This is a genomic window from Vibrio splendidus 12E03, from assembly GCF_000272105.2.
GTDB lineage: Bacteria > Pseudomonadota > Gammaproteobacteria > Enterobacterales > Vibrionaceae > Vibrio > Vibrio splendidus_I.
Genome location: NZ_AJZD02000093.1, coordinates 1 through 22,797 on the forward strand (window position 1 = coordinate 1; position 22,797 = coordinate 22,797).

At 45.2% G+C, this 22,797-nt stretch carries 22 protein-coding genes and 1 riboswitch; of the genes, 10 read left to right on the forward strand and 12 right to left on the reverse strand.

Annotated features, from left to right (window positions below):
- From A142_RS08170 to A142_RS08180, 3 genes are all read right to left on the reverse strand, one after another.
- The coding region (locus A142_RS08170) for a ZrgA family zinc uptake protein (RefSeq protein WP_019821418.1) at positions 1 to 378 on the reverse strand (378 nt) is incomplete at its 3' end.
- A gap of 41 nt (positions 379 to 419) precedes the next feature.
- Positions 420 to 710 (reverse strand): DUF2607 domain-containing protein, encoded by a 291-nt coding sequence (locus A142_RS08175; RefSeq protein WP_019821420.1) that lies wholly within the window; start codon positions 708 to 710, stop codon positions 420 to 422.
- 90 nt (positions 711 to 800) lie between these two features.
- Positions 801 to 1,352 carry a YtfJ family protein gene (locus A142_RS08180; RefSeq protein ID WP_017078800.1) on the reverse strand — a complete coding sequence of 184 codons (552 nt, stop codon included), beginning with the start codon at positions 1,350 to 1,352 and terminating at the stop codon, positions 801 to 803.
- A 253-nt stretch (positions 1,353 to 1,605) separates the two neighbouring features.
- On the opposite strand from A142_RS08180, the gene A142_RS08185 reads away from it, so the two are divergent.
- Positions 1,606 to 1,806: a DUF1107 family protein gene (locus A142_RS08185; RefSeq protein ID WP_019821424.1), complete on the forward strand. Its 201-nt coding sequence runs from the start codon at positions 1,606 to 1,608 to the stop codon at positions 1,804 to 1,806.
- A 110-nt stretch (positions 1,807 to 1,916) separates the two neighbouring features.
- Here A142_RS08185 and msrA read toward each other — a convergent pair whose 3' ends face one another.
- A complete protein-coding gene (msrA, locus tag A142_RS08190; protein ID WP_019821425.1) occupies positions 1,917 to 2,546 on the reverse strand; it encodes a peptide-methionine (S)-S-oxide reductase MsrA in 630 nt (209 codons plus the stop codon).
- A gap of 195 nt (positions 2,547 to 2,741) precedes the next feature.
- Between msrA and tamA the strand changes: the two genes are divergently transcribed.
- From tamA to A142_RS08205, 3 genes are all read left to right on the forward strand, one after another.
- The gene (gene tamA / locus A142_RS08195; protein ID WP_019821427.1) at positions 2,742 to 4,454 is read left to right on the forward strand and encodes an autotransporter assembly complex protein TamA; all 1,713 of its coding nucleotides are present in this window, start codon (positions 2,742 to 2,744) and stop codon (positions 4,452 to 4,454) included.
- Positions 4,451 to 8,209, forward strand: coding sequence for an autotransporter assembly complex protein TamB (gene tamB / locus A142_RS08200; protein WP_019821428.1), 3,759 nt, complete (start codon positions 4,451 to 4,453; stop codon positions 8,207 to 8,209). Before tamA ends, tamB begins: the two co-directional genes overlap by 4 nt.
- Positions 8,210 to 8,276: 67 nt before the next feature.
- Positions 8,277 to 8,630, forward strand: a complete 354-nt coding sequence (locus A142_RS08205) for a gamma-glutamylcyclotransferase family protein (protein ID WP_019821430.1) — start codon at positions 8,277 to 8,279, stop codon at positions 8,628 to 8,630.
- 89 nt (positions 8,631 to 8,719) lie between these two features.
- Here the strand turns inward: A142_RS08205 and fbp are convergent, their stop codons facing one another.
- On the reverse strand, positions 8,720 to 9,730 hold the full coding sequence (fbp, locus tag A142_RS08210; RefSeq protein ID WP_017097551.1) for a class 1 fructose-bisphosphatase: 1,011 nt from the start codon (positions 9,728 to 9,730) through the stop codon (positions 8,720 to 8,722).
- A 270-nt stretch (positions 9,731 to 10,000) separates the two neighbouring features.
- Here fbp and mpl point away from each other — a divergent pair, with 270 nt between their 5' ends.
- The 5 genes from mpl (at position 10,001) to thiQ (ending at position 15,631) form a co-directional block, all read left to right on the forward strand.
- Positions 10,001 to 11,359, forward strand: coding sequence for a UDP-N-acetylmuramate:L-alanyl-gamma-D-glutamyl-meso-diaminopimelate ligase (gene mpl, locus A142_RS08215; protein WP_019821433.1), 1,359 nt, complete (start codon positions 10,001 to 10,003; stop codon positions 11,357 to 11,359).
- Between the two features lie 38 nt (positions 11,360 to 11,397).
- Complete coding sequence (locus A142_RS08220; RefSeq protein ID WP_019821434.1) at positions 11,398 to 12,021, forward strand: flavin prenyltransferase UbiX; 624 nt, start codon at positions 11,398 to 11,400, stop codon at positions 12,019 to 12,021.
- A gap of 43 nt (positions 12,022 to 12,064) precedes the next feature.
- A riboswitch (TPP riboswitch) is annotated at positions 12,065 to 12,184 on the forward strand.
- A 53-nt stretch (positions 12,185 to 12,237) separates the two neighbouring features.
- The gene (gene thiB, locus A142_RS08225) at positions 12,238 to 13,230 is read left to right on the forward strand and encodes a thiamine ABC transporter substrate binding subunit (protein WP_019821437.1); all 993 of its coding nucleotides are present in this window, start codon (positions 12,238 to 12,240) and stop codon (positions 13,228 to 13,230) included.
- A gap of 83 nt (positions 13,231 to 13,313) precedes the next feature.
- Positions 13,314 to 14,927 carry a thiamine/thiamine pyrophosphate ABC transporter permease ThiP gene (gene thiP / locus A142_RS08230; protein WP_019821439.1) on the forward strand — a complete coding sequence of 538 codons (1,614 nt, stop codon included), beginning with the start codon at positions 13,314 to 13,316 and terminating at the stop codon, positions 14,925 to 14,927.
- On the forward strand, positions 14,927 to 15,631 hold the full coding sequence (thiQ, locus tag A142_RS08235) for a thiamine ABC transporter ATP-binding protein (RefSeq protein ID WP_020628668.1): 705 nt from the start codon (positions 14,927 to 14,929) through the stop codon (positions 15,629 to 15,631). Before thiP ends, thiQ begins: the two co-directional genes overlap by 1 nt.
- 108 nt (positions 15,632 to 15,739) lie before the next feature.
- On the opposite strand, the gene yjgA is transcribed toward thiQ, so the two are convergent.
- Positions 15,740 to 16,264: a ribosome biogenesis factor YjgA gene (yjgA, locus tag A142_RS08240; RefSeq protein WP_017058909.1), complete on the reverse strand. Its 525-nt coding sequence runs from the start codon at positions 16,262 to 16,264 to the stop codon at positions 15,740 to 15,742.
- A gap of 118 nt (positions 16,265 to 16,382) precedes the next feature.
- On the opposite strand from yjgA, the gene pmbA reads away from it, so the two are divergent.
- Positions 16,383 to 17,726 (forward strand): metalloprotease PmbA, encoded by a 1,344-nt coding sequence (pmbA, locus tag A142_RS08245; RefSeq protein WP_017058910.1) that lies wholly within the window; start codon positions 16,383 to 16,385, stop codon positions 17,724 to 17,726.
- A 105-nt stretch (positions 17,727 to 17,831) separates the two neighbouring features.
- On the opposite strand, the gene mgtE is transcribed toward pmbA, so the two are convergent.
- The 6 genes from mgtE to A142_RS08275 form a co-directional block, all read right to left on the reverse strand.
- Entirely contained in the window at positions 17,832 to 19,187 is a 1,356-nt protein-coding gene (gene mgtE, locus A142_RS08250; RefSeq protein WP_017632278.1) for a magnesium transporter, read from the reverse strand.
- A gap of 148 nt (positions 19,188 to 19,335) precedes the next feature.
- Positions 19,336 to 19,611 carry an HPr family phosphocarrier protein gene (locus A142_RS08255; RefSeq protein ID WP_017066670.1) on the reverse strand — a complete coding sequence of 92 codons (276 nt, stop codon included), beginning with the start codon at positions 19,609 to 19,611 and terminating at the stop codon, positions 19,336 to 19,338.
- Positions 19,612 to 19,613: 2 nt separating this feature from the next.
- On the reverse strand, positions 19,614 to 20,483 hold the full coding sequence (gene rapZ / locus A142_RS08260) for an RNase adapter RapZ (RefSeq protein ID WP_019821448.1): 870 nt from the start codon (positions 20,481 to 20,483) through the stop codon (positions 19,614 to 19,616).
- Between the two features lies 1 nt (position 20,484).
- On the reverse strand, positions 20,485 to 20,946 hold the full coding sequence (gene ptsN / locus A142_RS08265) for a PTS IIA-like nitrogen regulatory protein PtsN (RefSeq protein WP_004738707.1): 462 nt from the start codon (positions 20,944 to 20,946) through the stop codon (positions 20,485 to 20,487).
- A 1-nt stretch (position 20,947) separates the two neighbouring features.
- Positions 20,948 to 21,235, reverse strand: a complete 288-nt coding sequence (gene hpf / locus A142_RS08270; RefSeq protein ID WP_009847742.1) for a ribosome hibernation promoting factor — start codon at positions 21,233 to 21,235, stop codon at positions 20,948 to 20,950.
- 62 nt (positions 21,236 to 21,297) lie between these two features.
- Positions 21,298 to 22,758 (reverse strand): RNA polymerase factor sigma-54, encoded by a 1,461-nt coding sequence (locus tag A142_RS08275; protein WP_019821454.1) that lies wholly within the window; start codon positions 22,756 to 22,758, stop codon positions 21,298 to 21,300.
- Between the last annotated feature and the right edge of the window lie 39 nt (positions 22,759 to 22,797).

Sequence of the window (22,797 nt, forward strand, 5' to 3'; positions counted from 1 at the left end):
TTTGTGGTCGTCATGATCGTGTTCTGCGTGGTCATGGCCTTCATGGTCATCATGATCGCCTTCCAAGGTGTTCGTCACTGACTTGAACTTCAAAGTACAGCTTGCATTGTTGAAACCAAATAGTTCTTCTGGCTTGTTCAGTTGCGCGATAGCTTGTTCAAACACTTTCTTTTGCTCGGCAGTTTCTGGAGCATGTTCAAAGCCAACCACATCAGCGCCGGGAGCTGTTACTTCGATAAGCAGCTCTTGCCCATCTTGAGCGATGTTCACTTCAACTTTACCGTGCACGTGTGCTTCGTGAGAGCGGAATTCTTCGTTAGCTAGAACATTCGTTGAGACAGTCATGCCGATAACAACGGCTAAAATAGTAGGTTTCATGTTTTTTTCCTGGATAAAGGTTAGTTAAAAAGTAGTGGAAATTAAGCAATCTTTACAGGAGGTGAACGTGCTAAATAGGCAAAATACAGGCGCTGTAACGAAATGACTGACTCTGTGATAGCGACAGTAAATTCTGAATGGAACTCTGGAACTTGTGGCAGTGAGTGCCCTGTAATGAACTGATTTATCGAAAACAGCTCACAATGGTGTGAAGTGTGGTGTTCTGGTGAGATATCTACGATGTGTGTCGCGGCTAACACGCTTAACATAAGCATCAGCCCAAGCAAGAAGCCTGTTTTACGTTTCACATTGTTAGGTGTGTTTTTCCACATCAGGATGATTAACCACAGAATTAAAAAAGGATACTGTTATAATATAACAATATCCTTTGGTCAGGTCTCGAAAAAGACGCGAATATCTTATTAAAGGCTCGCTTTAATCAACTCAATGACTTGAGTGACTTCTGATTCGTTTAATGCCCCCTCTTTAACAAACAATATTTTACCTTGCTTGTCTTGAACGATAATCGCAGAGCTTTCTTCTTTTAAAGCCCATGATGACGCTACCGTGCCGTCTTCATCTAGCACCATAGAAGACCATGGAAATTCTTCTTTGCTACTTTCTGCTGACGATTTAACAAAAGACCCAGTACCCCAAATCGCATCATCTTGGTTGATGATGGTCGTGGTTTGGTAGCTGTCTTCTGAGAATTTCGATGCTGTAATTGCTGCCATCAGTGGTGCGTTGAGCTCTTTCGAGCTGCTACGGCCTGCAATAGCTTGAACGACGCGAACTTTACCTAGAAGATCATTGGTTGCCCAAGCTTGATATCCGGTATTTCCGTCGTTTAGTACGATTTCACCATAGTTGCTAACATCGACAGCAGGCAGAGTTGTACCTACAGATAGGTTGTGAGCATTGGCGAAGAGTGGAGAGGCTGCGGCTAAAAAAGCCAGTAGAGTTTTGTTTTTCATTATATTTTTGTTCCGCTTATTGGTTTGCTCTGGAAGTATAATATGAAATTTGAAAAATGCCTCTTTAACTTTTTTATCGTACGGTGTAGAAATAAGTTGCGAGCTTGTTACTAAAAGGTATAATGCGACAGTATCAGGGTAAACAATAGATTATCTTGCTGTTTGCTAAAGGAATTAGCGATTAAATGTGCTTTGAACAGCGACGCTGTTCAGGTATGTGACTGTAGTACTCAAATGGAATTGAGGTTGTATTATGTTAAGAAAATTTTCTACTTACCGTCCACATCAGGTGGCGCGTTTCGTTAAAGTCCTGTTCAAAGGCCAATTTGCTATTGAAGGTGTTGGAGAGTTTCGCTTCGACCAAGGCAAGGTGCTACTTCCTGAAGTTTCAGACAAACAAAAGCTCACTATTTTTAAAGAAGTTAACGGCACCATTGCAGCGTTGCCGGTGTAACTGAGCTTTATCGATTTGTCTTGCACCTAATAGATTAACAATGAAAAGGGCTTCCTGATGGAAGCCCTTTTTTAATGCGTGTCGTTCACGATGGTATGTCGAATGGCACTTTATTGTGGAGGGAAGCACACACCTGTTCCACCCAACCCGCAATACCCATTCGGATTTTTAGCTAGGTATTGCTGGTGGTAGGTTTCTGCGAAAAAATATTTTCCAGCAGGCAGAACTTCCGTCGTGATCTCGTTGCCTAAAGATTCAGTCATTGCTCGTTGATATTCACGTTTAGAGTGCTCAGCGATAGATTGTTGTTCTTCACTGAAGGTGTAAATCGCAGAACGGTACTGAGTCCCTAAATCGTTGCCTTGGCGCATCCCTTGAGTTGGGTCATGACGCTCCCAAAAGGTTTCAAGTATTCGAGCTAGAGAGGTTTGTTCACTATCAAATATGACACGAACGACCTCGGTATGGCCGGTTTGCCCAGTACATACTTGTTCATAAGTGGGATTAACTGTGTATCCGCCAGCGTAACCAACGGATGTTGAAATAACGCCATCCAATTGCCAAAACAAACGCTCAGCTCCCCAGAAGCATCCCATACCAAACAGGACTTCTTGTTGAGAGTCCGTGGGTGCATCGAGCAGGTCGGTTTGATTGACGAAATGGCGCTCAGTGATTCGAATTGGGTCAGCATTTCCCGGTAGTGCGGTTGCTGCAGAAACCAGTTGTTGTTTGTTTAGCATGATATATTCCTTTTCGCATACGTTTACCGCGCTGGCTTTTATTTAACGTGGGTTCATATTAACTGTTGGTCAATATTGAATAAGTCTTTAAATTAGACCGTGTTATTCCAGGATTTATTACAGACTCAATGCCTATTTAGCGGTATTATTTCTTTTCACTTATTAACGTATTGATAACTTCTTCACCAATTAAACATGATAAGAAAAACTTTACCAGTTCTGATTGGCACTCTACTGTCATCGACGCTCGCTTTCGCTGACGTTTCCCTTGAAATTAAAGGGCTGGATGGAGCGCTTGAGGATAATGTTGATGCTTATCTGAGTGCGATCCCTGAAGAAGAGTATTCGGTTTCACTAAGGTTCCAATCTCGTTTGGAATCTATGATTAAAGAAGCCCTGAATGCGTTAGGCTACTACCACCCTAAAATCACATTTACTCACTCCGAAGATGATACCGAAATGACCGTTACGGTTGAGCCGGGAGAGCCTGTTGTTATTTATACTTCAGATATCGTTCTGACGGGTGAAGCCAAAGATGACCCAGACTTTTTAGCCTTGATAGCGAGGAGTAGCTTGTCTAAAGGTTCGACTCTGAATCATGGTAATTATGACTCTTTGAAATCGTCGATCCGCAACCTTGGCTTAGCGAAAGGCTACTTCGATGGTGCTTATGACCTCAGTAAACTAGAAGTCGCTCCTGAATTGAACCGCGCTTATGTTCGTCTTCATTATAACAGTGGTATCCGCTATCACTTTGGTACTACTCAGGTTACTGGTAGCCAGATAGAAGAAGATAAGGTGCAGTCACTTAAACCATTTGAGGATGGCGAACCTTACTCAATCACCAAAGTCGGTGAGTACAACCAAAACCTGTCCAATACGGATTGGTTCTCCTCGGTATTTGTTGAACCAGATTTAAGCCAGTTAGGCGAAGGCCGAGAGATCCCGATGAAGGTTAGCCTTGCTCCGCAAGCTCGTAACCAAATCGAAACGGGTATCGGTGTCTCAACCGACCTTGGTGTGAAAGGCACTCTCAAATGGAAAAAACCTTGGGTTAATGATCGAGGCCATAGCTTCAATAGTAGCTTGTCGATCTCGAAGCCTGAGCAGACGATCACGGCTGCTTATAAAATCCCATTGGATGACGTACTTAATGACTACTACCAAGTTAAGTACGGTATGAAAAATTTGGATAATCGTGATACCAAGAGTTTGGAATCAAACCTTGCCTTAGAAAGATATTGGCGTTTGGATAATGGCTGGCAACGTACTGTGTTCATTCGATACTTGGTCGAAAACTACGAACAAGGTTTACAAGATGACCTGGCACAATTCGTACTGCCGGGTATCTCTTTCTCACGCACTCGAACTCGTGGTGGCTCGATGCCAATGTGGGGTGACAAACAAACCATCATGGTTGAAGCGGCTGACGATACCTTGTTATCTGAAACTAAGGTTGTTCGTTTTCAAGGTCAAACCGCTTGGATTCGAAGCATTGGTAACAATCACCGAGGCTTAACTCGACTTCAATTTGGCGGCAACTTTGCCGACGAGTTTGATAAGCTATCTCCCTCCCTAAGATTCTTTGCTGGTGGTGACAATAGCATTCGTGGTTATGGTTATGAATCGATCTCTCCTCGAGATGAAAGTGGTGCACTAACGGGTGCAAAATTCATGGCAACCAGTTCGTTTGAATACCAATACCGCTTGGTTGGAAACTGGTGGGGAGCGGCATTCTACGACATTGGTGATGCATTTAATGATAAACCTGAATGGAAACACGGCACTGGTGTCGGTGTTCGTTGGGCGTCACCTGTTGGTCCAGTGAGTTTAGATTTTGCTTGGGGTCTAGATGCAGAAAAAGGTGATGAGTTCCAGTTACACTTTAGTTTAGGGCCAGAATTATGATCAAAGTGATGGGAAAATTCATTAAGTGGACGTCGATCTCATTGACGTCTATTTTGCTGTTGTTGATAGCCCTGCTAGGTTTTGTTTTGTTTACCAACCCAGGGTTGAACACTGTGCTGTGGGGCGCTGAAAAAGCATTGCCACAGCTTAAAGTGGAAAGCACTAAAGGGGCTCTGTTTCCGAGCTTTACGCTTAATAATGTTCAGTTTAAAGATGACAGTCTACATATCGATACCAAAGTTCAAAAGTTGAACTTGGCTATTAATCCTCGCTGCCTGCTCGACCCTAAGCTGTGTGTCGATCGTTTAGCGATTCAAGGGTTGGACTTCGCATTTACTGAACTGCCTCCTGCCTCTACAGAAGAAACAGAACCTACTCCGCCCGTAACATCGGTAAAAACACCGTTGCCAATCGTAATCAACCGTATCGCTTTGTCTGATATTAAGTTGAATATCTTAGGGCATGAAATTGAATGGAGTCTGTTCTCTACGGCTTTGAGTATGCAAGGTGAAAAGCTGACGGTATCGCCAACCTTATTCAATGATCTTAAGGTTAAACTCGCGGAATCGACAGAAGAACCGCAAGCAGAAAAGGTTGAGCCAGAAGCTGCTGTTAAAACTGCTATCGAATTGCCGGAAGTCTGGATTCCTTTACAGGTTGTGTTGGAGCGTTTTGACCTCAACCGCTTTACCTTAGAACAAGAAACACCGATTGTGGTGAACCACCTTGGGCTTGAGGCTCGCGCGGGTAAACACACGGTTGATGTTTCCACTCTCGAACTCGATATGCCACAAGCAAGCGCAAATCTAACGACGAAGGTTGAGCTTAAGGGCGGTTATCCGTTAGAGCTTTCTTTGGATGCGTTAGTGAAAGAAACCGACCTTGCTGGGCAGAAGTTGTCTCTGAAAGTACAAGGCAGCGTGGCTAAGCTAAACCTAGACTCCCAATTTTCTGAGCTGATTGAGGCAAAGCTGTCTGGGGATATTCAACCCTTAGAGCCGACTCTGCCATTTGACCTTCTCTTAGAAGGCGGGCAAGCGCAGTGGCCCCTTACCGGGAAAAGCGATTACCAAGCGACTATTGAGCAATTCAAAGCCGATGGCTCATTAGATGGCTTTAATGTGCAGCTTAAAGGTGAAGCTGATGGTAAGGAGATACCTGCTTTAACCATCGATCTACAGGGAAAGGGCACCACAGAACAGATTGAACTTGAGCGCTTAAAACTGAACACGCTAGGCGGTGAACTTAACGGTGTCGTTAAAGCGAACTGGAAGAGTCTCGTTAACTGGCAAGCTGACGTGACACTCAAAGATATTCAACCGGGTCTGCAGTGGCCAGAAGCTGAGGGCAACATTAGTGGAAACATCGTCACCTCTGGTGAGTTGACGGAAGCGGGCGGCTGGGCGATTGAACTGCCTAAATTGGATATTGAAGGGATCTTGCGAGAATACCCTCTGGATATCGAAGGTCAGTTGTCAGCGTCGGATCGCAGCGCGAGCGGTGAACCAAAACTGAAAACCAGTGGTTTGAGCTTAGCTCACGGTGTTAACTCGATTAAGGCTCAGGGTGAGCTTGATAAGAAATGGGACATGGGTGTTGAGATTGACTTCCCTGAGCTTGTAAAAAGCGTCCCTGATTTGAAAGGTAAAGTGATTGGTAACATCCAGCTCAGTGGTCCAACGAAAAAGCCTGAAGTCGATCTAGCTCTAAATGTGGATAAGGTAGATTGGAATAACGAAGCAACACTAGAATCCTTGTCGCTTAATGGTTCTGTGGTTCCTCTGCCATTGCCTGAAGCTCAAGCTGATCTTGAATTAAAAGCTAACAACCTAACCTATCAAGATCAGAGCGTAAAAAGCATTGATCTCACGGTGAGTGGTGGTGAGAAGAAACACACAGTGACACTTGATGTGATATCCGACATCGTGTCTACAAGCTTAGCTATTTCCGGAGAGTTGATTCAAAAGCCTTCTATCATTTGGGATGGGTCGTTAGACAGAGTCAAAATCACCACTCAGCAAGGTCCTTGGGTATTAGACCAACCTGTCGCGATAAAGGCGGATGTTGATAAACAGTTTGCCGATGTTCAAGCGCACTGTTGGAAACAATCGGGTTCGAGCGTGTGTTTGGATGAAGACGTTCGTGTCGGAAAATCGGGTGAGGCCAAGGTAGCCATCAATCAATTCGATTTCGAGCAGATTAAAGCCTTTGTGCCTAAAGAGACGCAATTACAGGGCTTAGTCAATGCGACTGCTCATGCAAAGTGGTCTGAACAAGATGAGCCTGAAGTCACGGTAAGCGTTGATATGCCGAAAGGTCAGGTTGTTCAACAAGTGGGTGAGCCAATCACACTGGGTTGGGAAAGCGTTGCATTGAATGCCCAACTGAAAGACAACAAACTGGATGCCGATTTTAAGTTGGATGTTTCCGACAATGGTGACCTGTCTGGCACGGTGTCGTTACCGGATATTCTTGCCGAAGACAAAATGGTCGATGCGGCAATTAAGCTGACCACGTTCCATCTTGATTTCTTACAACCAATTCTAGGTGAATACAGCTTATTGAAAGCCGACCTTGAGAGTGATCTTCAAGTTAAAGGCTCTCTGATGCACCCTCAAGTCTTTGGCCAATTCTCTGTTGATGGTATTCAAGTCAAAGGCGATGTTACGCCTGTTGATGTGAAAGATGGCCGCATCGACCTCGACTTTGATGGTTATAGTGCAAAACTGGATGCGAATGTCGAAACGCCTGATGGTCACCTTGATATTGAGGGAACCGGAGATTGGCAAGATCTTAAAGCATGGCACTCTAACGTTAGAGTTTTCGCGGATGAGTTGATGGTTGATATCCCACCGATGGTTAAGGTCAAGGTCGTGCCTGATATGACCATTGATGTCACACCAGAACTGGCAAAAATTACCGGTGATATTGCATTACCATGGGGACGCATTGTTGTAGAAGACTTACCACCGTCAGCGGTTGGTGTCTCTTCTGATCAAGTTATCTTGAATAAAGATCTAGAGCCAGAAAACGAAGATACGATTCCATTTAATGTCATGACCAACATTAATATCTCCATTGGTGATGACTTTAAATTGTCTGCTTTCGGTCTTGAAGGTGATTTGGTCGGTAAGCTCAACGTGGCTCAAAAAGACCAAGGTCCATTTATTACAGGTGAAGTGAACATCGTCGATGGTACTTATCAATCATTCGGGCAAGACCTGTTGATCGAAGAGGGTAAGATCCTAATGAATGGACCACCGGATCAGCCATACGTAGCCATCAACGCGATTCGTAACCCTGATAATACTCAGGATGATGTGACTGCCGGTATTCGAGTGACAGGCCCTGCGACAGAGCCGACCATCGAGATTTATTCTGACCCCGCGATGCCACAAGCTAACGCGCTGTCTTATATTTTGCGTGGCCAAGATATCGACGGTGAGTCGAGCGGTTCGATGACAACGACCTTAATCGGTTTGAGTTTAGCGAAGAGTGGTAAGGTTGTCGGCGAAATCGGTGAAGCCTTTGGTGTACAGGACTTGCAACTGGATACCGCAGGATCTGGCGATGATTCTCAGGTGACGGTAAGTGGCTACATCCTACCTGGTTTACAGGTGAAGTATGGTGTGGGCATCTTTAACTCGCTCGGTGAATTTACGGTTCGTTATCGATTGATGCAGGATCTCTATGTTGAAGCTGTTTCTGGCCTAGACAGTGCTGTGGATCTTCTCTATCAATTTGAGTTCGAGTAGAGCGGTTTAGGTCGAGAGTGTTTAGCCATTCATCGAATTGCAGAGATGAACGGCTTATGGAGGGTTTATGCAACATCTTGTGTTCGTCTATGGAACCTTGAGACAAGGCCAATCGAATCACCATTATTTGAAGGGCTGTGATTTATTAGGGAAGTTTGATACACCTAAGGAATACGCGCTTTTTGATTTAGGTACCTATCCGGCGATGATTTTGGGAAAGAAAAGTGTCGCTGGCGAGGTCTATATCATTAACGACGAAATTTTAGAGTCGCTCGATCGGCTAGAAGATGTTCCTGTTGAGTATCGTCGCGAGCAAATAGAGACTATATTTGGATTAGCATGGGTATATTTGTATCAGCTTGATCTAACAGCTAATAAAGAAATACTTTCGGGTAACTGGTGTAAGCGGAATAACGCTTAGTCGCTATATATTCTGAGTTACCAAACAAAAAGCCAGCATGTGAATGCTGGCTTTTTTAATGACGCTATTTTGAGAAATGAACGAGGGGTTTAGTCTCGGTTCAACTCAAGAAACTCTTCTACTTTACGAACCATGTCTGTTGAGCCAACAAAGAAAGGTACACGTTGGTGTAGCTCAGTTGGTTTGATATCCATGATACGTTGAGCACCGTCTGAAGCGATGCCGCCCGCTTGTTCCATAAGGAAAGCGATTGGGTTGCACTCATAAAGCAGGCGCAGTTTACCTTGAGGGTGACTTTGCGTGCTTGGGTACAAGTAGATGCCGCCTTTCAGCAGGTTACGGTGGAAATCTGAAACTAGAGAACCGATGTAACGTGATGTGTAAGGACGGTTGTCGCTTGGCTCATTCTCTTGGCAGTACTTAATGTACTTTTTCACACCCGTAGGGAAGCGGATGTAGTTACCTTCGTTGATTGAGTAAATCTTACCTTCGTCTGGAATCATCATGTTTTCATGAGATAGGCAGAAGGTACCCAGTGATGGGTCGTAGGTGAAGCCATTTACGCCAGCACCTGTTGTGTATACAAGCATGGTTGAAGAACCGTAAATCACGTAACCCGCGGCTACTTGCTTGTGTCCTGGCTGTAGGAAATCTTCTTGTGTTGGTGGCGTACCGATCGGTGATACTCGACGGTAGATAGAGAAAATTGTACCAACCGATACATTCACGTCGATGTTTGAAGAGCCATCAAGTGGATCCATCAGTACAACGTATTTTGCGTTTTTGTTGAGCTCTTTATTGAAGGCGACAGCTTCGTCTTCTTCTTCACTTGCAACACCACAAACTTGGTCACGAGCTTCTAGAGCCGCTTTAAATTTGTCGTTCGCGTAAAGGTCTAGCTTTTGCTGCTCTTCACCTTGCACGTTGTCTGTACCAACAGCGCCAGTGATGTCGACTAGGCCAGCCTTGTTGATCTCACGGTTAACAATTTTTGCAGCAAGTCGAATAGACGACAAAAGGGATGATAGATCACCGCTTGCATGGGGGAAGTCACTCTGTTTCTCAACAATGAACTCACCAAGGGTGCGCATCTCAGACATGTTATTTCCTTAAACTTCTCTCAATATTAGGGGGGATTTGAGCACTGTAGATTCGGCCTCTTGAGTGGGCTTTATTCATCTAGACGCTTACCTAAATTCTAAAGGTTAGATCTTTTTAATGGTAATGAACTAAGCGACACAGATCTCACTTACTATGTCGACTAAATTTGTTTTGCATTGCCGCTCGCTTTTAATCGCCATTTAATGATAATGAGTGCAAGCCGTTTTAATTAGGCATCGTTTATTTAGCCAAGCGTTTGGAAGTAATTTATGCATATTCATATCTTAGGAATTTGTGGCACCTTCATGGGGGGGGCTGCGGTATTGGCTCGTCAATTAGGTCACAAGGTTACGGGTAGCGACGCGAATGTTTACCCACCAATGAGCACCTTGTTGGAATCACAAGGGATTGAAATTATTGAAGGGTTCGACCCTAGCCAATTAGAGCCAAGGCCGGATCTCGTGGTTATCGGTAACGCAATGAGCCGCGGTAATCCGTGTGTTGAGTATGTGTTGGATAACAACCTTAGATACACCTCTGGTCCTCAGTGGTTGCAAGAGTTCCTGCTGCATGACCGTTGGGTGTTAGCGGTATCTGGAACGCACGGTAAGACCACGACATCAAGCATGTTGGCTTGGATCTTGGAAGATTGTGGCTATGCACCGGGCTTCTTAGTTGGCGGTGTGTTGGGTAACTTTGGTATCTCTGCGCGCCTTGGTGAAAGTATGTTCTTCGTGGTAGAAGCCGACGAATACGATAGTGCTTTTTTCGATAAACGATCTAAGTTCGTTCATTACCACCCAAGAACCTTAGTGATGAATAACCTAGAGTTCGATCATGCGGACATCTTTGACGATCTTGAAGCGATTAAGCGACAATTCCATCATTTGGTGCGTACTGTGCCAAGCAATGGTCGCATTTTCTCACCTAAGCAGGATATCGCTATTCAAGATGTTTTAGCTCGCGGTTGCTGGAGCGAAACTGAATCGAGTGGCGAGCAAGGCGATTGGGATGCCAAAAAACTGGTCAAAGATGGCTCTCAATTTGAGGTTTACTTCCAAAATGAATGTGTTGGAACCGTAGACTGGGATTTGGTTGGTGATCATAACGTAAGTAATGCCTTGATGGCGATTGCGGCGGCAAGACATGTCGGTGTGACACCCGACTTAGGATGTGAATCACTGGCGACTTTCATTAATACCAAGCGTCGCTTAGAGTTTAAAGGCGAGGTGGCAGGTGTTTCTGTTTATGACGATTTTGCTCATCACCCAACGGCGATTGAACTTACTCTGGGCGGATTACGTAATAAGGTCGACACTAAGAAAATCATTGCCGTTTTAGAACCTCGTTCTGCCACCATGAAACGTGGTGTGCACAAAGAAACCCTGGCTGATTCGTTGAAGCAGGCGGATTCTACCTACTTATTCCAACCGGATAACATTGATTGGTCAGTTCAAGATGTTGCCGATGCGTGCCATCAACCTGCACACGTGAGTGATGACATGGATGCATTCGTTGCTAAAATTGTCTCAGAGGCACAAGCGGGCGACCAAATCTTGGTAATGAGTAATGGTGGCTTTGGTGGCATTCACCAAAAATTGTTGGATGGATTGGCACTCAAAGGCTAACGGCATCCACGACCTTATAATTTGAAGTAATTGAGAACATGACAAAACACGATAAAGCGATAACTCTTGCTTTCACTGGCGCATCCGGTGCGCCTTATGGCCTGCGTTTACTTGAATGCCTTTTGGCAGCCGATTATCAGGTCTACTTGCTGATTTCATCGGCAGCGCGAGTGGTATTGGCGACCGAGCATGAACTTAAGTTACCTGCTGGGCCAGATGCGGCGAAACAAGCTTTAGTTAAACACCTTGGCTGCGACCCTCAAAAGCTGGTGGTGTGTGGCAAAGATGATTGGTTCTCGCCGGTTGCCTCTGGTTCAGCAGCGCCGAAGCAGATGGTCGTTTGCCCATGTTCCGCGGGAAGCTTGGCTTCGATTGCTCATGGTCTATCGGATAACCTGATTGAGCGAGCAGCCGATGTGGTCATGAAAGAGCGAGGCCAGCTGTTGTTAGTGGTTCGTGAGACGCCATTTTCGACGCTTCATCTCGAAAACATGCACAAGCTTTCGACCATGGGTGTGACGATCATGCCTGCAGCCCCGGGTTTTTATCATCAACCTAAGTCAATTGAAGATTTGGTCGACTTTATGGTGGCGCGTATCCTTGATCACTTAGGTATAGAACAAGGTTTAATGCCACGTTGGGGCTACGATCAACGTAATTGATCCAAACTTGATAGCTTATTGTTAAAAATCAAATTACAATCCTGAACACTCATCGGGGAGCAAACCATTCAAATAATGAATGCGAGCTGAGATCAAGCAGATGCTTGGGACCCGTAAACCTGAACCAGATAATGCTGGCGTAGGAATTGAGTTAGGAACAACCTCAACCGTTCTCCTCCCTCAAACCTGTGCCGCTCAGACCATGGAGAGCGTCCAGTGAAATTCATATTAACTACCCTTGCTGTTACTACAGCTATTTCTTTTTCTGCCTTTGCTGCAGAGAACACTTTGACTGTATACACCTATGACTCTTTTGCTGCGGATTGGGGCCCTCGTCCTGCCGTTGAAAAAGCATTCGAAGAGAAGTGTGGTTGTGATGTGAATTTTGTCGCTCTAGAAGATGGCGTCTCTATCCTGAACCGTTTACGTCTTGAAGGCGAAAACAGCAAAGCCGATATCTTGCTAGGTCTCGACAACAACCTGATGGCTGAAGCGAAAGCGACGGGCTTATTGGCTGAGCATAATGTTGATACTTCATCAGTAACGCTTCCTAATGGTTGGAACGACAGCACTTTTGTTCCCTATGACTTTGGTTACTTTGCTTTTGTTTACAACAAAGAGAAGTTAGCAAACCCACCGAAGAGCCTTAAAGAGTTGGTTGAGCAGCGTGATGATCTTAAGGTTATCTACCAAGACCCACGTACATCAACACCTGGCCAAGGCATGATGCTTTGGATGAAGTCGGTATACGGTGATGAAGCAACTACAGCATGGAAGAAGCTTGCCCAGAAAACAGTGACTGTAACCAAAGGTTGGTCTGAAGCTTACTCTATGTTCCTAGAAGGCGAGTCAGATTTAGTCTTGTCTTACACAACGTCTCCGGCTTACCACATTATTGCTGAGAGCGATTCTAAGTATGCAGCAGCAAGCTTCGAAGAAGGGCATTACACTCAAGTGGAAGTGGCCGCTAAAGTTAAAGGCAGTAAGAACGAGAAACTTGCTGATGAGTTTATGGCGTTTATCCTAAGTGATGAATTCCAATCGGCGATGCCAACAGGTAACTGGATGTACCCAGTGACGGATGTTGAGTTACCAAAAGGGTTTGAGCAACTTACGGTTCCTCAGAAAGCGCTGAGCTTTAGCTCAGAAGAGATCGCCGAGAAGCGTAAGCCTTGGATTCGTGAATGGCAGAGTGCACTTACTTTCTAACTTACTTTAAAGAAATAGGCTTTCTGTATTTAAAAGTTCGTTCGATATACTTTGAGTGAACTGTTTACGGTAAAAATCAATTTATGATAAAGAAAACACCTAAGGTAGGTATCTGGGTTGCGATACTCATTACCGCCTTCGTGGTTTCAGCAGTTGGGGCATTGCTTAGCAATGCCCCTTCTCTTGATATCAGCCAAGTATGGTCCGATCCCTACTATTGGCATGTAACGAAATTCAGTTTTTATCAGGCGACACTCTCAACGGTGCTGAGTGTTGGCTTTGCTATACCTATTGCTCATGCGCTGTGTCGTAGACAATTTTTTGGACGCGCTTTATTGTTAAGGCTGTTCGCGTCGACCTTAGTCCTGCCGGTGTTAGTCGGTGTATTTGGCTTACTTGCGATCTATGGCAATAGTGGTTGGTTAGCTAAATTTTTGGCGAACTTCGATATTGAACTGCCATTCTCCATATACGGATTGAATGGTATTTTGCTGGCACACGTTTTCTTTAACTTGCCTTATGCCAGTCGCTTACTTTTACAAGCCTTAGATACCGTGCCTGCCGAGCAACATAAGCTGTGTGCTCATTTGGGTATGAGTCATTGGAACAAATTCAGGTGGGTCGAATGGCCGCGATTGAGACAACAACTGCCTCATGTATGTGGCTTAGTCTTCATGTTGTGCTTTACTAGCTTTGCTACCGTGATGGCGCTAGGTGGAGGTCCGAAATCGACCACTATCGAACTCGCTATTTATCAAGCGATTAAATTCGACTTTGACCTGCAGGCTGGTGCCTTGCTCGCGATATGGCAAATGCTGCTGTGTGGAGTGCTCGCGGTCAGCATTCAACGCCTATCGAAACCTATTTCTGTGACGGCTAGCCAGTTGGCGGAAGAGAAATATTTGGTTAAGGACAGCTGGTGGTCAAAAGCTTGGGACAGCTTCTGGATCATCATAGTCTCAATGCTGGTATTGCCGCCATTAGCTATGGTTATCGTCAGTGGTATTAACTCGCAAGCACTGACAGTACTCAGCAGTGAGCCGTTTTGGGCGGCATTAATGACCTCGGTTAAAGTCGCGTCATTAGCAAGTGTTATCGCGGTTGGTATTGGTATCGCGATACTACTGACCAGCAGAGCATGGCGCTTACAGAATAAGAACTTTCGAGCCGATAAAATCGAGCTGATTGGCACTATTATCTTAGTCACTCCGGGGCTAGTGATCAGTACGGGTATCTTCCTACTATTACGCTCATTTACCGATGTGTTCAGCTTGGCTTTCTTTATCGTGATTGCCGTCAACAGTTTAATGGCACTGCCTTACGTAATTAAAACCTTAGCTCAACCTATGCTGCATTTGTCTCAGCAGTACCAGTATGTGTGTGCAAGCTTAGGAATGACAGGATTCACTCGCTTTAGGTTGGTGGAGTGGCGCGCATTACGTAAGCCGATGGCGCAAGCCTTCTCGATCAGCTTTATGCTGGCGATGGGCGACTTAAGTGCGATTGCCTTATTTGGTAGCCAAGACTTTAGAACACTGCCTTTGTACCTATTCCAACTGCTAGGCAGCTATCAGATGGAAGCCGCAGCCGTTGTTTCGGTTAGTCTGCTGCTATTGAGTGTGGGCAGTTTTAGCTTCATTGAATTTTTATTTACTCGAACCTCAAATCTCAATGCTAAAAAGTTAAGGAACCGATGATGTTAGTGATGAAAGATGTGGATTACCACTATCACCAAGAGTTGTTTAGTTTTGATTTCCAAGCAGAGCAGGGCGATATTGTTGCTCTGATGGGACCAAGTGGTGCGGGCAAATCAACACTGTTGGCGCTAGTTGCTGGATTTATCGAGCCTACATCGGGTGAGATCTCAGTGGCTGGGCAGTCGCTGATTGGTAAAGAGGCACATCAACGCCCGTTGGCGATGTTGTTTCAAGAGCACAACCTATTTGCCCATCTCACGGTGCGTGAAAATATTGGATTAGGCTTACATCCGGGGTTAAAGCTTACCGCAACCCAAAAGCAATCTGTGGAACAAGCTGCAGCGCAAGTTGGCGTCGCTGAGTATTTGGATAGATTGCCTGAGCACTTATCCGGCGGTCAACGCCAGCGTGTCGCACTAGCGCGTTGTTTTGTCCAACCTCATGATATTTGGCTGCTTGATGAGCCTTTCTCTGCGCTTGATCCTTTGCTGCGTGAAGAGATGCTTAGCTTAGTGAAGCGATTAGCGGCAGAGCGAAATATTACGGTCTTGATGGTGACTCACCATTTAGGTGACGCACGCAGTATCGCGAATAAGTTTGTGTTTGTGGCGCTAGGCAAGGTGTTGGTGGAAGACTCGATAGAGGCACTGACGGCGGATCATCCACAGACAGAATTAAGCTCATTTGTTAAAGCGGGTGAGTGACGACTCATCACTCCTGTTTAATCTCCCTGATATTGAGTACGTAGAAAACAAAAAGACCTAGCATGTGCTAGGTCTTTTATTCACTCTATGAGTAAAGCGAGATAACGATTAGTCTTCTAGCTTTAGCTCTTTTAAGATTTGGAAGATCTCACGAGAAGACTTTGCAGGCTTGTTCGCTGATTTCTCTTTGTTAGCTTGGCGAGCTAGCTGACGAAGACGCTGACGGTCTGCTTCAGGGTACATTTCCATTACTTCTGAAATAGCCGCATCACCTTCAGCAACAACACGATCACGCAGTTGCTCAAGCTTATGTAGCTCAGCTGTTGCTTGTGAGTGTTTGTTACGTACTTTATCCAAAGCCGCTTGAATTGGCTCAGGATCGACATTACGCATTACTTTACCAATGTATTGAAGTTGACGACGCTTCGCTTCATTTTTAAAGCGTTGTGCATCTTTAATCGCTTGTGCCAAATCTTCAGACAGCGGAAATTTGTCTAATACAGAAGGCTTTAGACCAACAAGCTCTTCTCCCAGCTTTTGCAGGGCATCCATGTCCGTTTTCATTTCTGTCTTACTTACCCAGATGATTTCTTCTTCTGGTTCCCATGGGGCTTTTTGGTTTTTGCGAGCCATCTTTTCTGCCTATGTCACTATCTCAAACGAATATATTGCCTATTTTAGCAAGAATCTTGGGGAGAAAGCGAAATTCTTGTTATCCTACGTAATATTGACCTAAAAAATTAGAATAGATATGGATGTAAAACAGCAAGTCGCCCAGCAAAGAGTTGAGCTAGAAGCCGCAGTAGCTAAAGCGTTGGATATGGCATCAGTGAGTGCAGACGCAGCTGAGGTCGCTATTACTAAGTCAACGGGTTTAAGTGTTTCAACACGTATGTGTGAAGTGGAAAACGTTGAATTTAATAGTGATGGTGCGCTAGGTATTACTGTTTATCGCGGCCAGAAAAAAGGCAGCGCATCTACATCTGATCTGAGTGAAAAGGCGATTGCTCAAACCGTCGCGGCTGCACTTGATATCGCTCAGTACACGTCTGAAGACCCATTTGCAGGTCCTGCAGCAAAAGAATACATGGTAAAAGAAATTCCAGACTTGGATCTTTTCCACCCTGATGAACCAAATCCTGATTATGCTGCTGAGATTGCGATTGCTGCTGAGAAGCAGGCGTTAGCTTATAGCGACAAGATCAAACAGAGTGATGGCGCAAGCTACGACAGCCACTATGGCGTTAAGGTTTATGGTAATAGCCATGGCCTACTAGCAAGCTACGCTTCAAGCCGTCATAGCACCAGCTGCTGTGTGATTGGACAAGGCGCCAACGGTGAGATGGAGCGAGACTACAGCTATACCGTTGCACGTCACCGTGATGAGCTATGGACGCCTGAGCGCGTAGGTCAAGAAGCAGCAGAAAAGACCATTAGCCGTTTGGATGCGAAAAAGCTACCAACAGGCCAATACCCAATTATGTTCGCTAACGATGTTGCTACTGGCTTGATTGGTCACCTTGTGATGGCGATCAGTGGCGGTAACCTTTACCGCAAGTCGTCATTCCTATTGGATCATCTCGGTCAGAAAATCCTACCTGACTGGTTTAACATTTCTGAGCGACCACATATCTTGCGTGGTTTGGCTTCAAGCCCATTCGATAGTGAAGGTGTGTTCACTCAAGATCGCGAAATCATCACTGATGGTGTTCTGGCGACTTATCTACTGACGAGTTACGCAGCACGTAAAATGGACATGACACCAACCGGTCATGCGGGCGGTATTCATAACTGGTTCGTTAAATCGACCGGCCAAAACTTTGAGCAGATGCTAAAAGAGTTGGGTACGGGTTTCCTAGTGACTGAAGTGATGGGCCAAGGCGTTAATACTGTAACGGGTGATTACTCTCGTGGCGCTGCGGGTTTCTGGGTTGAAAACGGAGAGATCCAATACCCAGTATCAGAAGTAACAATCGCCGGTAACCTAAAAGACATGTTTACTCAGATTGTTGCTGTGGGTAACGACGTAGAAACACGTTCGCAAATTCAAACGGGTTCTATCCTGCTTGAGTCGATGAAAGTCGCGGGTGAGTAATTTGCTTCAGTTTAAACTCCAAGTTTAAACATGAGATTTAAATCTGATGCATTAAAAAAGGGAGCCAATGGCTCCCTTTTTGTATTTACCGAGTCGCTAATCAAGCTAGATAAGTATGGTTGCTAAGCCTAAGAACACCGATAGGCCAATAACATCGGTTACTGTGGTCAGTGCCATACCGCCAGCAAGGGCTGGATCGATATTCATCTTTTTCAGCATTACCGGGATGGTTACACCGGCGATACCTGCGACAATCAAGTTAGTCATCATCGCCGCTGAGATGATGCCTCCCAGTATCCAGTTACCTTTCCAAGCCACCACGATACCACCAATGATAACGGCCCATAGAACGCCGTTTAGGAAGCCGATGGCTGCCTCTTTGAGTAGCAGTTCGCGTTTGTTACTGTCACCGATATGACCAAGTGCTAAACCACGAATCACCAGTGCAACGGTTTGGTTACCAGCAACCCCGCCCATCGAAGGCACGATAGTCATCAGAACCGCAATCGCTGCCATTTGATCGAGCGTTGCTTCAAACATATTCGATACTGATGCGGCAGCCAGCGCAGCGAGTACGTTAGCACCAAGCCACACACTACGACGACGAGCGGATTTTACGACTGGTGCGAAGGTATCTTCGTCATCGTCCATACCCGCCATACTCATCATTGAGTGCTCGGCATCTTCACGGATAACATCAACCACGTCATCGATAGTGATACGACCAACAAGGTGTTGATTACTATCGACTACTGGCGCTGAAACCCAATTACGACGTTCGAACAGGCTCGCAATGTCGGAAGCGCTGGTTTCAACCGCGATCGCTTCGTCGGCATCATCCATCACTTCTGAAACAGGGACATCAGGTTGAGTCGTTACTAGCGTGGTAAGTGATAGGTTACCGATAAGACGTTCTTCTTCATCAATAACATACAGAGCATCAGTTGCATCTGGCAGTTCGCCACGCATACGCATGTAGCGCAATACAACGTCAACATCGACATCACCACGAATCGTGATTACGTCGGTGTTCATGATCGCACCCGCTGAATCTTCAGGGTACGACAGGGCAGTTTCAACTAATGCACGATCGACGGAGTCCATTTGAGAAAGGACTTCGCGAGAAACATCGTCGGGTAGGCTTCGAAGTACGTACGCGACGTCATCGGTTTCCATACCTTCGGTTGCTTCTGCCAAGGTCTCAGGTGCCATTTTCGACACAAGAGCATCTTTGACGTCTTCGTTTAGTTCATCAAGAATTTCACCGTAGTCTTCAGGATCGGTGAGTTGCCAGAGTACGTCACGACTTTTGCGAGGGGAGGCTTCTAAAAGGTGTGCAATATCTTCAGGCTCCATGTCCTGAAGTTGTCGGCGTACGTGAACAAATCGGCCGTTTTCTAGGGCTTCGCTGACTTCTTGGAGGGTTTGGTGAGCTTGGTCGAATTCTAATTGCTCTGCCATATTTTCCTCCTATCTCATTATTCTAACAATGGTTGGAATAGTAACTTAATTCTGGGGCTTATTTAAATCATAAACTTAGATAGAAATAAGATTTAATATTGGTTGGTTCGTTGTTTGAGTCTTAGGCGTTGTGAGTGAAGCGTTTTCGCTACTCCCCCTCATCAAACTTGTCTTCAATGAGATGACAGACGGCATCCAGTGCTTGCTGTGAATCGGTACCTGCAGCTTGAATCGTAATATGTTGCCCTTGCGCTGATTCCAGCATAAGTAGCCCCATAACGCTGTCTGCTGTTGCTGTTTTATCTTCTTCGCTATGGATAGTGATGGTTGCATCAAAGCTTTGTGCAAGCTCAACCAACTTTACGGCTGCTCTAGCGTGAAGACCCAAGCGATTTTGGATCAGTACAGTTCGAGTTAATTCCATGGTTAGCCCTGTTGGTGCTTCTCTAGGGAGGCGTGTCTGATTTGAACTTGATGGCCAAGTTGCTCAAAGTACTCACCAATTTTTTGAGTTAGATAAACCGAGCGGTGTTTACCGCCAGTACAACCAATCGCGACCGTTAGGTAACTGCGATTATTCTTCTCTAACATTGGCAACCACTGTTCAACAAAGCCTTGGATCTGTTGCTTGAGCTCAAGAACTTCTGCGTGTTTTTCTAGAAAAGAGTGAATTGGTGCATCAAGACCTGTTAAAGGCCGTAGTGCTGGTTCCCAGTGAGGGTTAGGCAAAAAGCGAACGTCGAACACATAGTCGGCATCACTTGGCAGGCCATACTTAAAACCGAAAGATTGAAAGACAATAATCAGCTCTTGCTTCTCTTGACCTTCAACTTTAAATCGAACCTTTTCACTCAATTCGTAGAGGTTGCAGTCGCTACTGTCAATCACAATGCATGCTTGCTCTGCGAGAGGTGTCAGGAGTGTCTTCTCTAAATCAATCGCTTGCTCAAGAGAGAGCTTTTCTTGGCCGATCGATAAAGGGTGAATTCTACGTGTTTCGCTGTAGCGCTTGAGTAACGTCTGCTTGCTCGCATCTAGGAACAAGACGTTCACATCAATATTAGTGGCAGACTCTAGCTGTTCTAGCATCTCTGTAACTAATTGAGGCTCTTTCGGTAGGTTACGAATATCAATGCTAACCGCGACGTTTTGATTTATCTCACGTACCGATTCGACAAAGTCGTTGAGCAGGTTTACTGGCAGGTTATCGACACAGTAATACCCCAAGTCTTCAAGGACTCGTAGCGCAACACTTTTACCGGCCCCTGATTGGCCACTAACAACGATTAACCGCATGTTATTGCTCGCAAGTTGGCACTTGAATCATGATGTCGTAAAGCTCTTGATCGCTTTGAGCATTACGCAACTGTTTCAGAGTCTGCTTATCGTTTAGTCGCTCTGCCATACAAGAAAGGGTTTTTAGATGCTCCTTACATTGTTCACTTGGAACAAGCAGGGCAAATAGTAGGTCGACAGGACGGTTATCAATCGCATCAAATTCGATGGGATCTTGGCATTGCAGTAATACAGCAATCGCTTTATCACTGACATTCATACGAGCGTGGGGAATAGCAATGCCATTACCAATACCTGTACTGCCCATTTTTTCACGGCTCAACATGCACTCAAACAGTTCTGTTGAATCTTGACCACAGCTTTCTGCTGCGATCTGACTGATGAGCTCAAGGGCTCTTTTTTTGCTTGTGCATTGGACTGCACTTTTGGTGCAGTCCAATGAAAGTACTTCGCTTAATTGCATGTTAGTGACTACTTAGCTTTTCTTTGTGCTTGTTGAGTTGGCGGACGAGTTTATCAACCAATGAATCAATCGCGGCATACATGCTTTCATCTGTTGCTGTCGCATGGATTTCCCCCTGATTTATATGCAGGGTAGCTTCTGCGATTTGATTGATTTTCTCAACTTTTAAAACAACCTGAACACTATTGATATGATCAAAGAAGCGCTCAAGTTTGTCGAATTTGGTGTGAACATAGTCTTGCATTGAATCGGTAAGATCAACGTGATGGCCTTGAATATTGATTTGCATAGACTTTCCTTTTCAGTTAGTTGCCTGATTATAGCTGCTGAGTAAATAGCGACTAAATTAGCTTATAGCAGGCGTTTACGCTGACTCGATGGGGCAATGCCCAGAGACTCACGGTATTTCGCTATGGTACGTCTAGCTACCTGAATTCCTTGGTCAGCCAGTAAAGCAGCAATCTTACTATCACTTAGAGGCTTCGCGGTGTTTTCCGCTGCGACAAGCTTCTTAATGAGTGCGCGAATTGCTGTAGATGAACATTCACCGCCATTGTCAGTGCTGACATGGCTTGAGAAAAAGTATTTGAGTTCGAAGATTCCACGTGGTGTGTGCATGAATTTTTGAGTCGTCACACGAGAGATCGTGGATTCGTGCATATCAACAGCTAACGCAACATCATTCAGAACCATTGGCTTCATCGCTTCTTCGCCATGTTCGAAGAAATCACGTTGATGTTCAACAATGCATCGCGCAACTTTGAGTAGCGTCTCATTTCGGCTCTCTAGGCTTTTAATTAGCCACTTTGCTTCTTGCAAATTTGAACGGATGTATTGATTGTCGGCGCTGTTGCCTTTACTACCCAGATCAGCGTACTGCTGATTCACTTTTAGCTTAGGCACGCTATCAGGGTTTATGGTCACTAACCATTTGCCAAGGTCTTTAAAGACAGATACATCCGGAACCACATACTCAGTTTCATCCGGAGTAATCTTACTGCCAGGGCGCGGGTCCAGTTGTTGAATCAGTTGCAAAACTTCACGTAGTTCTGCTTCTTTCAACTTGGTCTCTTTGATAACCAATTTGTAATCACGGTTACCAAGTTGGTCAATATGGCTAGTAAGTACTAACTTAGCTTCGTTGAGCCAAGGAGTATCTTGAGGAAAGGTTGCCAGCTGCAGTAATAAGCAATCTTGCAGATTGATTGAACCGACACCTAGCGGGTCAAATTGTTGAATTCGTTTACGTACGGCTTCAATTTCATCAAGCTCGATCTCTTCATTGTCGAAGTTTTCAAGGATGTCTTCACAAGTTACAGTGAGGTAGCCATAGTCATCGATAGCATCTATTAATGCAAAAGCTATGCTTCGGTCGGTGTCAGTGAATGGCGTTAGGTCGAGTTGCCAAAGTAGATAATCGTGCAGGCTTTGAGTGGTTTCACCTTGGTAAACAGGCATGTCGTCATCAACTGCGATACCTGTATTACCGGTGTTTGCGCTGTAGACGTCTTCCCAAGTTGTGTCGATTTCTAGTTCGTTGCCAATCTCTGATTTTTCGATTAAGTCTGAACTATCAGGTAAGTCTTGCTCTGTGGCTTCAACGGTTTCTTTTTCGTCACTGCTAGGTTTTTCTTCCGATGTTGGCGTGTCTTCATTGCCTTCTTCGACATCGAGTAGTGGGTTAGATTCAAGTGCTTCTTGAATCTCTTGTTGCAAATCTAAAGTAGACAATTGCAACAAACGAATCGCTTGCTGCAATTGAGGAGTCATTGCTAACTGTTGGCCTAGCTTAAGTTGTAATGAGGGTTTCATTCAGTGTGACTTACCTAGTTATTATTCTTAGAACTCTCG

What these genes read in the sequence shown, in the direction of transcription:
- A142_RS08175 (WP_019821420.1), bottom strand. Translation starts at nt 710, where the DNA reads ATGTGGAAAAACACACCTAACAATGTGAAACGTAAAACAGGCTTCTTG.
- A142_RS08180 (WP_017078800.1), bottom strand. Translation starts at nt 1,352, where the DNA reads ATGAAAAACAAAACTCTACTGGCTTTTTTAGCCGCAGCCTCTCCACTC.
- A142_RS08185 (WP_019821424.1), top strand. Translation starts at nt 1,606, where the DNA reads ATGTTAAGAAAATTTTCTACTTACCGTCCACATCAGGTGGCGCGTTTC.
- msrA (WP_019821425.1), bottom strand. Translation starts at nt 2,546, where the DNA reads ATGCTAAACAAACAACAACTGGTTTCTGCAGCAACCGCACTACCGGGA.
- tamA (WP_019821427.1), top strand. Translation starts at nt 2,742, where the DNA reads ATGATAAGAAAAACTTTACCAGTTCTGATTGGCACTCTACTGTCATCG.
- tamB (WP_019821428.1), top strand. Translation starts at nt 4,451, where the DNA reads ATGATCAAAGTGATGGGAAAATTCATTAAGTGGACGTCGATCTCATTG.
- A142_RS08205 (WP_019821430.1), top strand. Translation starts at nt 8,277, where the DNA reads ATGCAACATCTTGTGTTCGTCTATGGAACCTTGAGACAAGGCCAATCG.
- fbp (WP_017097551.1), bottom strand. Translation starts at nt 9,730, where the DNA reads ATGTCTGAGATGCGCACCCTTGGTGAGTTCATTGTTGAGAAACAGAGT.
- mpl (WP_019821433.1), top strand. Translation starts at nt 10,001, where the DNA reads ATGCATATTCATATCTTAGGAATTTGTGGCACCTTCATGGGGGGGGCT.
- A142_RS08220 (WP_019821434.1), top strand. Translation starts at nt 11,398, where the DNA reads ATGACAAAACACGATAAAGCGATAACTCTTGCTTTCACTGGCGCATCC.
- thiP (WP_019821439.1), top strand. Translation starts at nt 13,314, where the DNA reads ATGATAAAGAAAACACCTAAGGTAGGTATCTGGGTTGCGATACTCATT.
- thiQ (WP_020628668.1), top strand. Translation starts at nt 14,927, where the DNA reads ATGTTAGTGATGAAAGATGTGGATTACCACTATCACCAAGAGTTGTTT.
- yjgA (WP_017058909.1), bottom strand. Translation starts at nt 16,264, where the DNA reads ATGGCTCGCAAAAACCAAAAAGCCCCATGGGAACCAGAAGAAGAAATC.
- pmbA (WP_017058910.1), top strand. Translation starts at nt 16,383, where the DNA reads ATGGATGTAAAACAGCAAGTCGCCCAGCAAAGAGTTGAGCTAGAAGCC.
- mgtE (WP_017632278.1), bottom strand. Translation starts at nt 19,187, where the DNA reads ATGGCAGAGCAATTAGAATTCGACCAAGCTCACCAAACCCTCCAAGAA.
- A142_RS08255 (WP_017066670.1), bottom strand. Translation starts at nt 19,611, where the DNA reads ATGGAATTAACTCGAACTGTACTGATCCAAAATCGCTTGGGTCTTCAC.
- rapZ (WP_019821448.1), bottom strand. Translation starts at nt 20,483, where the DNA reads ATGCGGTTAATCGTTGTTAGTGGCCAATCAGGGGCCGGTAAAAGTGTT.
- ptsN (WP_004738707.1), bottom strand. Translation starts at nt 20,946, where the DNA reads ATGCAATTAAGCGAAGTACTTTCATTGGACTGCACCAAAAGTGCAGTC.
- hpf (WP_009847742.1), bottom strand. Translation starts at nt 21,235, where the DNA reads ATGCAAATCAATATTCAAGGCCATCACGTTGATCTTACCGATTCAATG.
- A142_RS08275 (WP_019821454.1), bottom strand. Translation starts at nt 22,758, where the DNA reads ATGAAACCCTCATTACAACTTAAGCTAGGCCAACAGTTAGCAATGACT.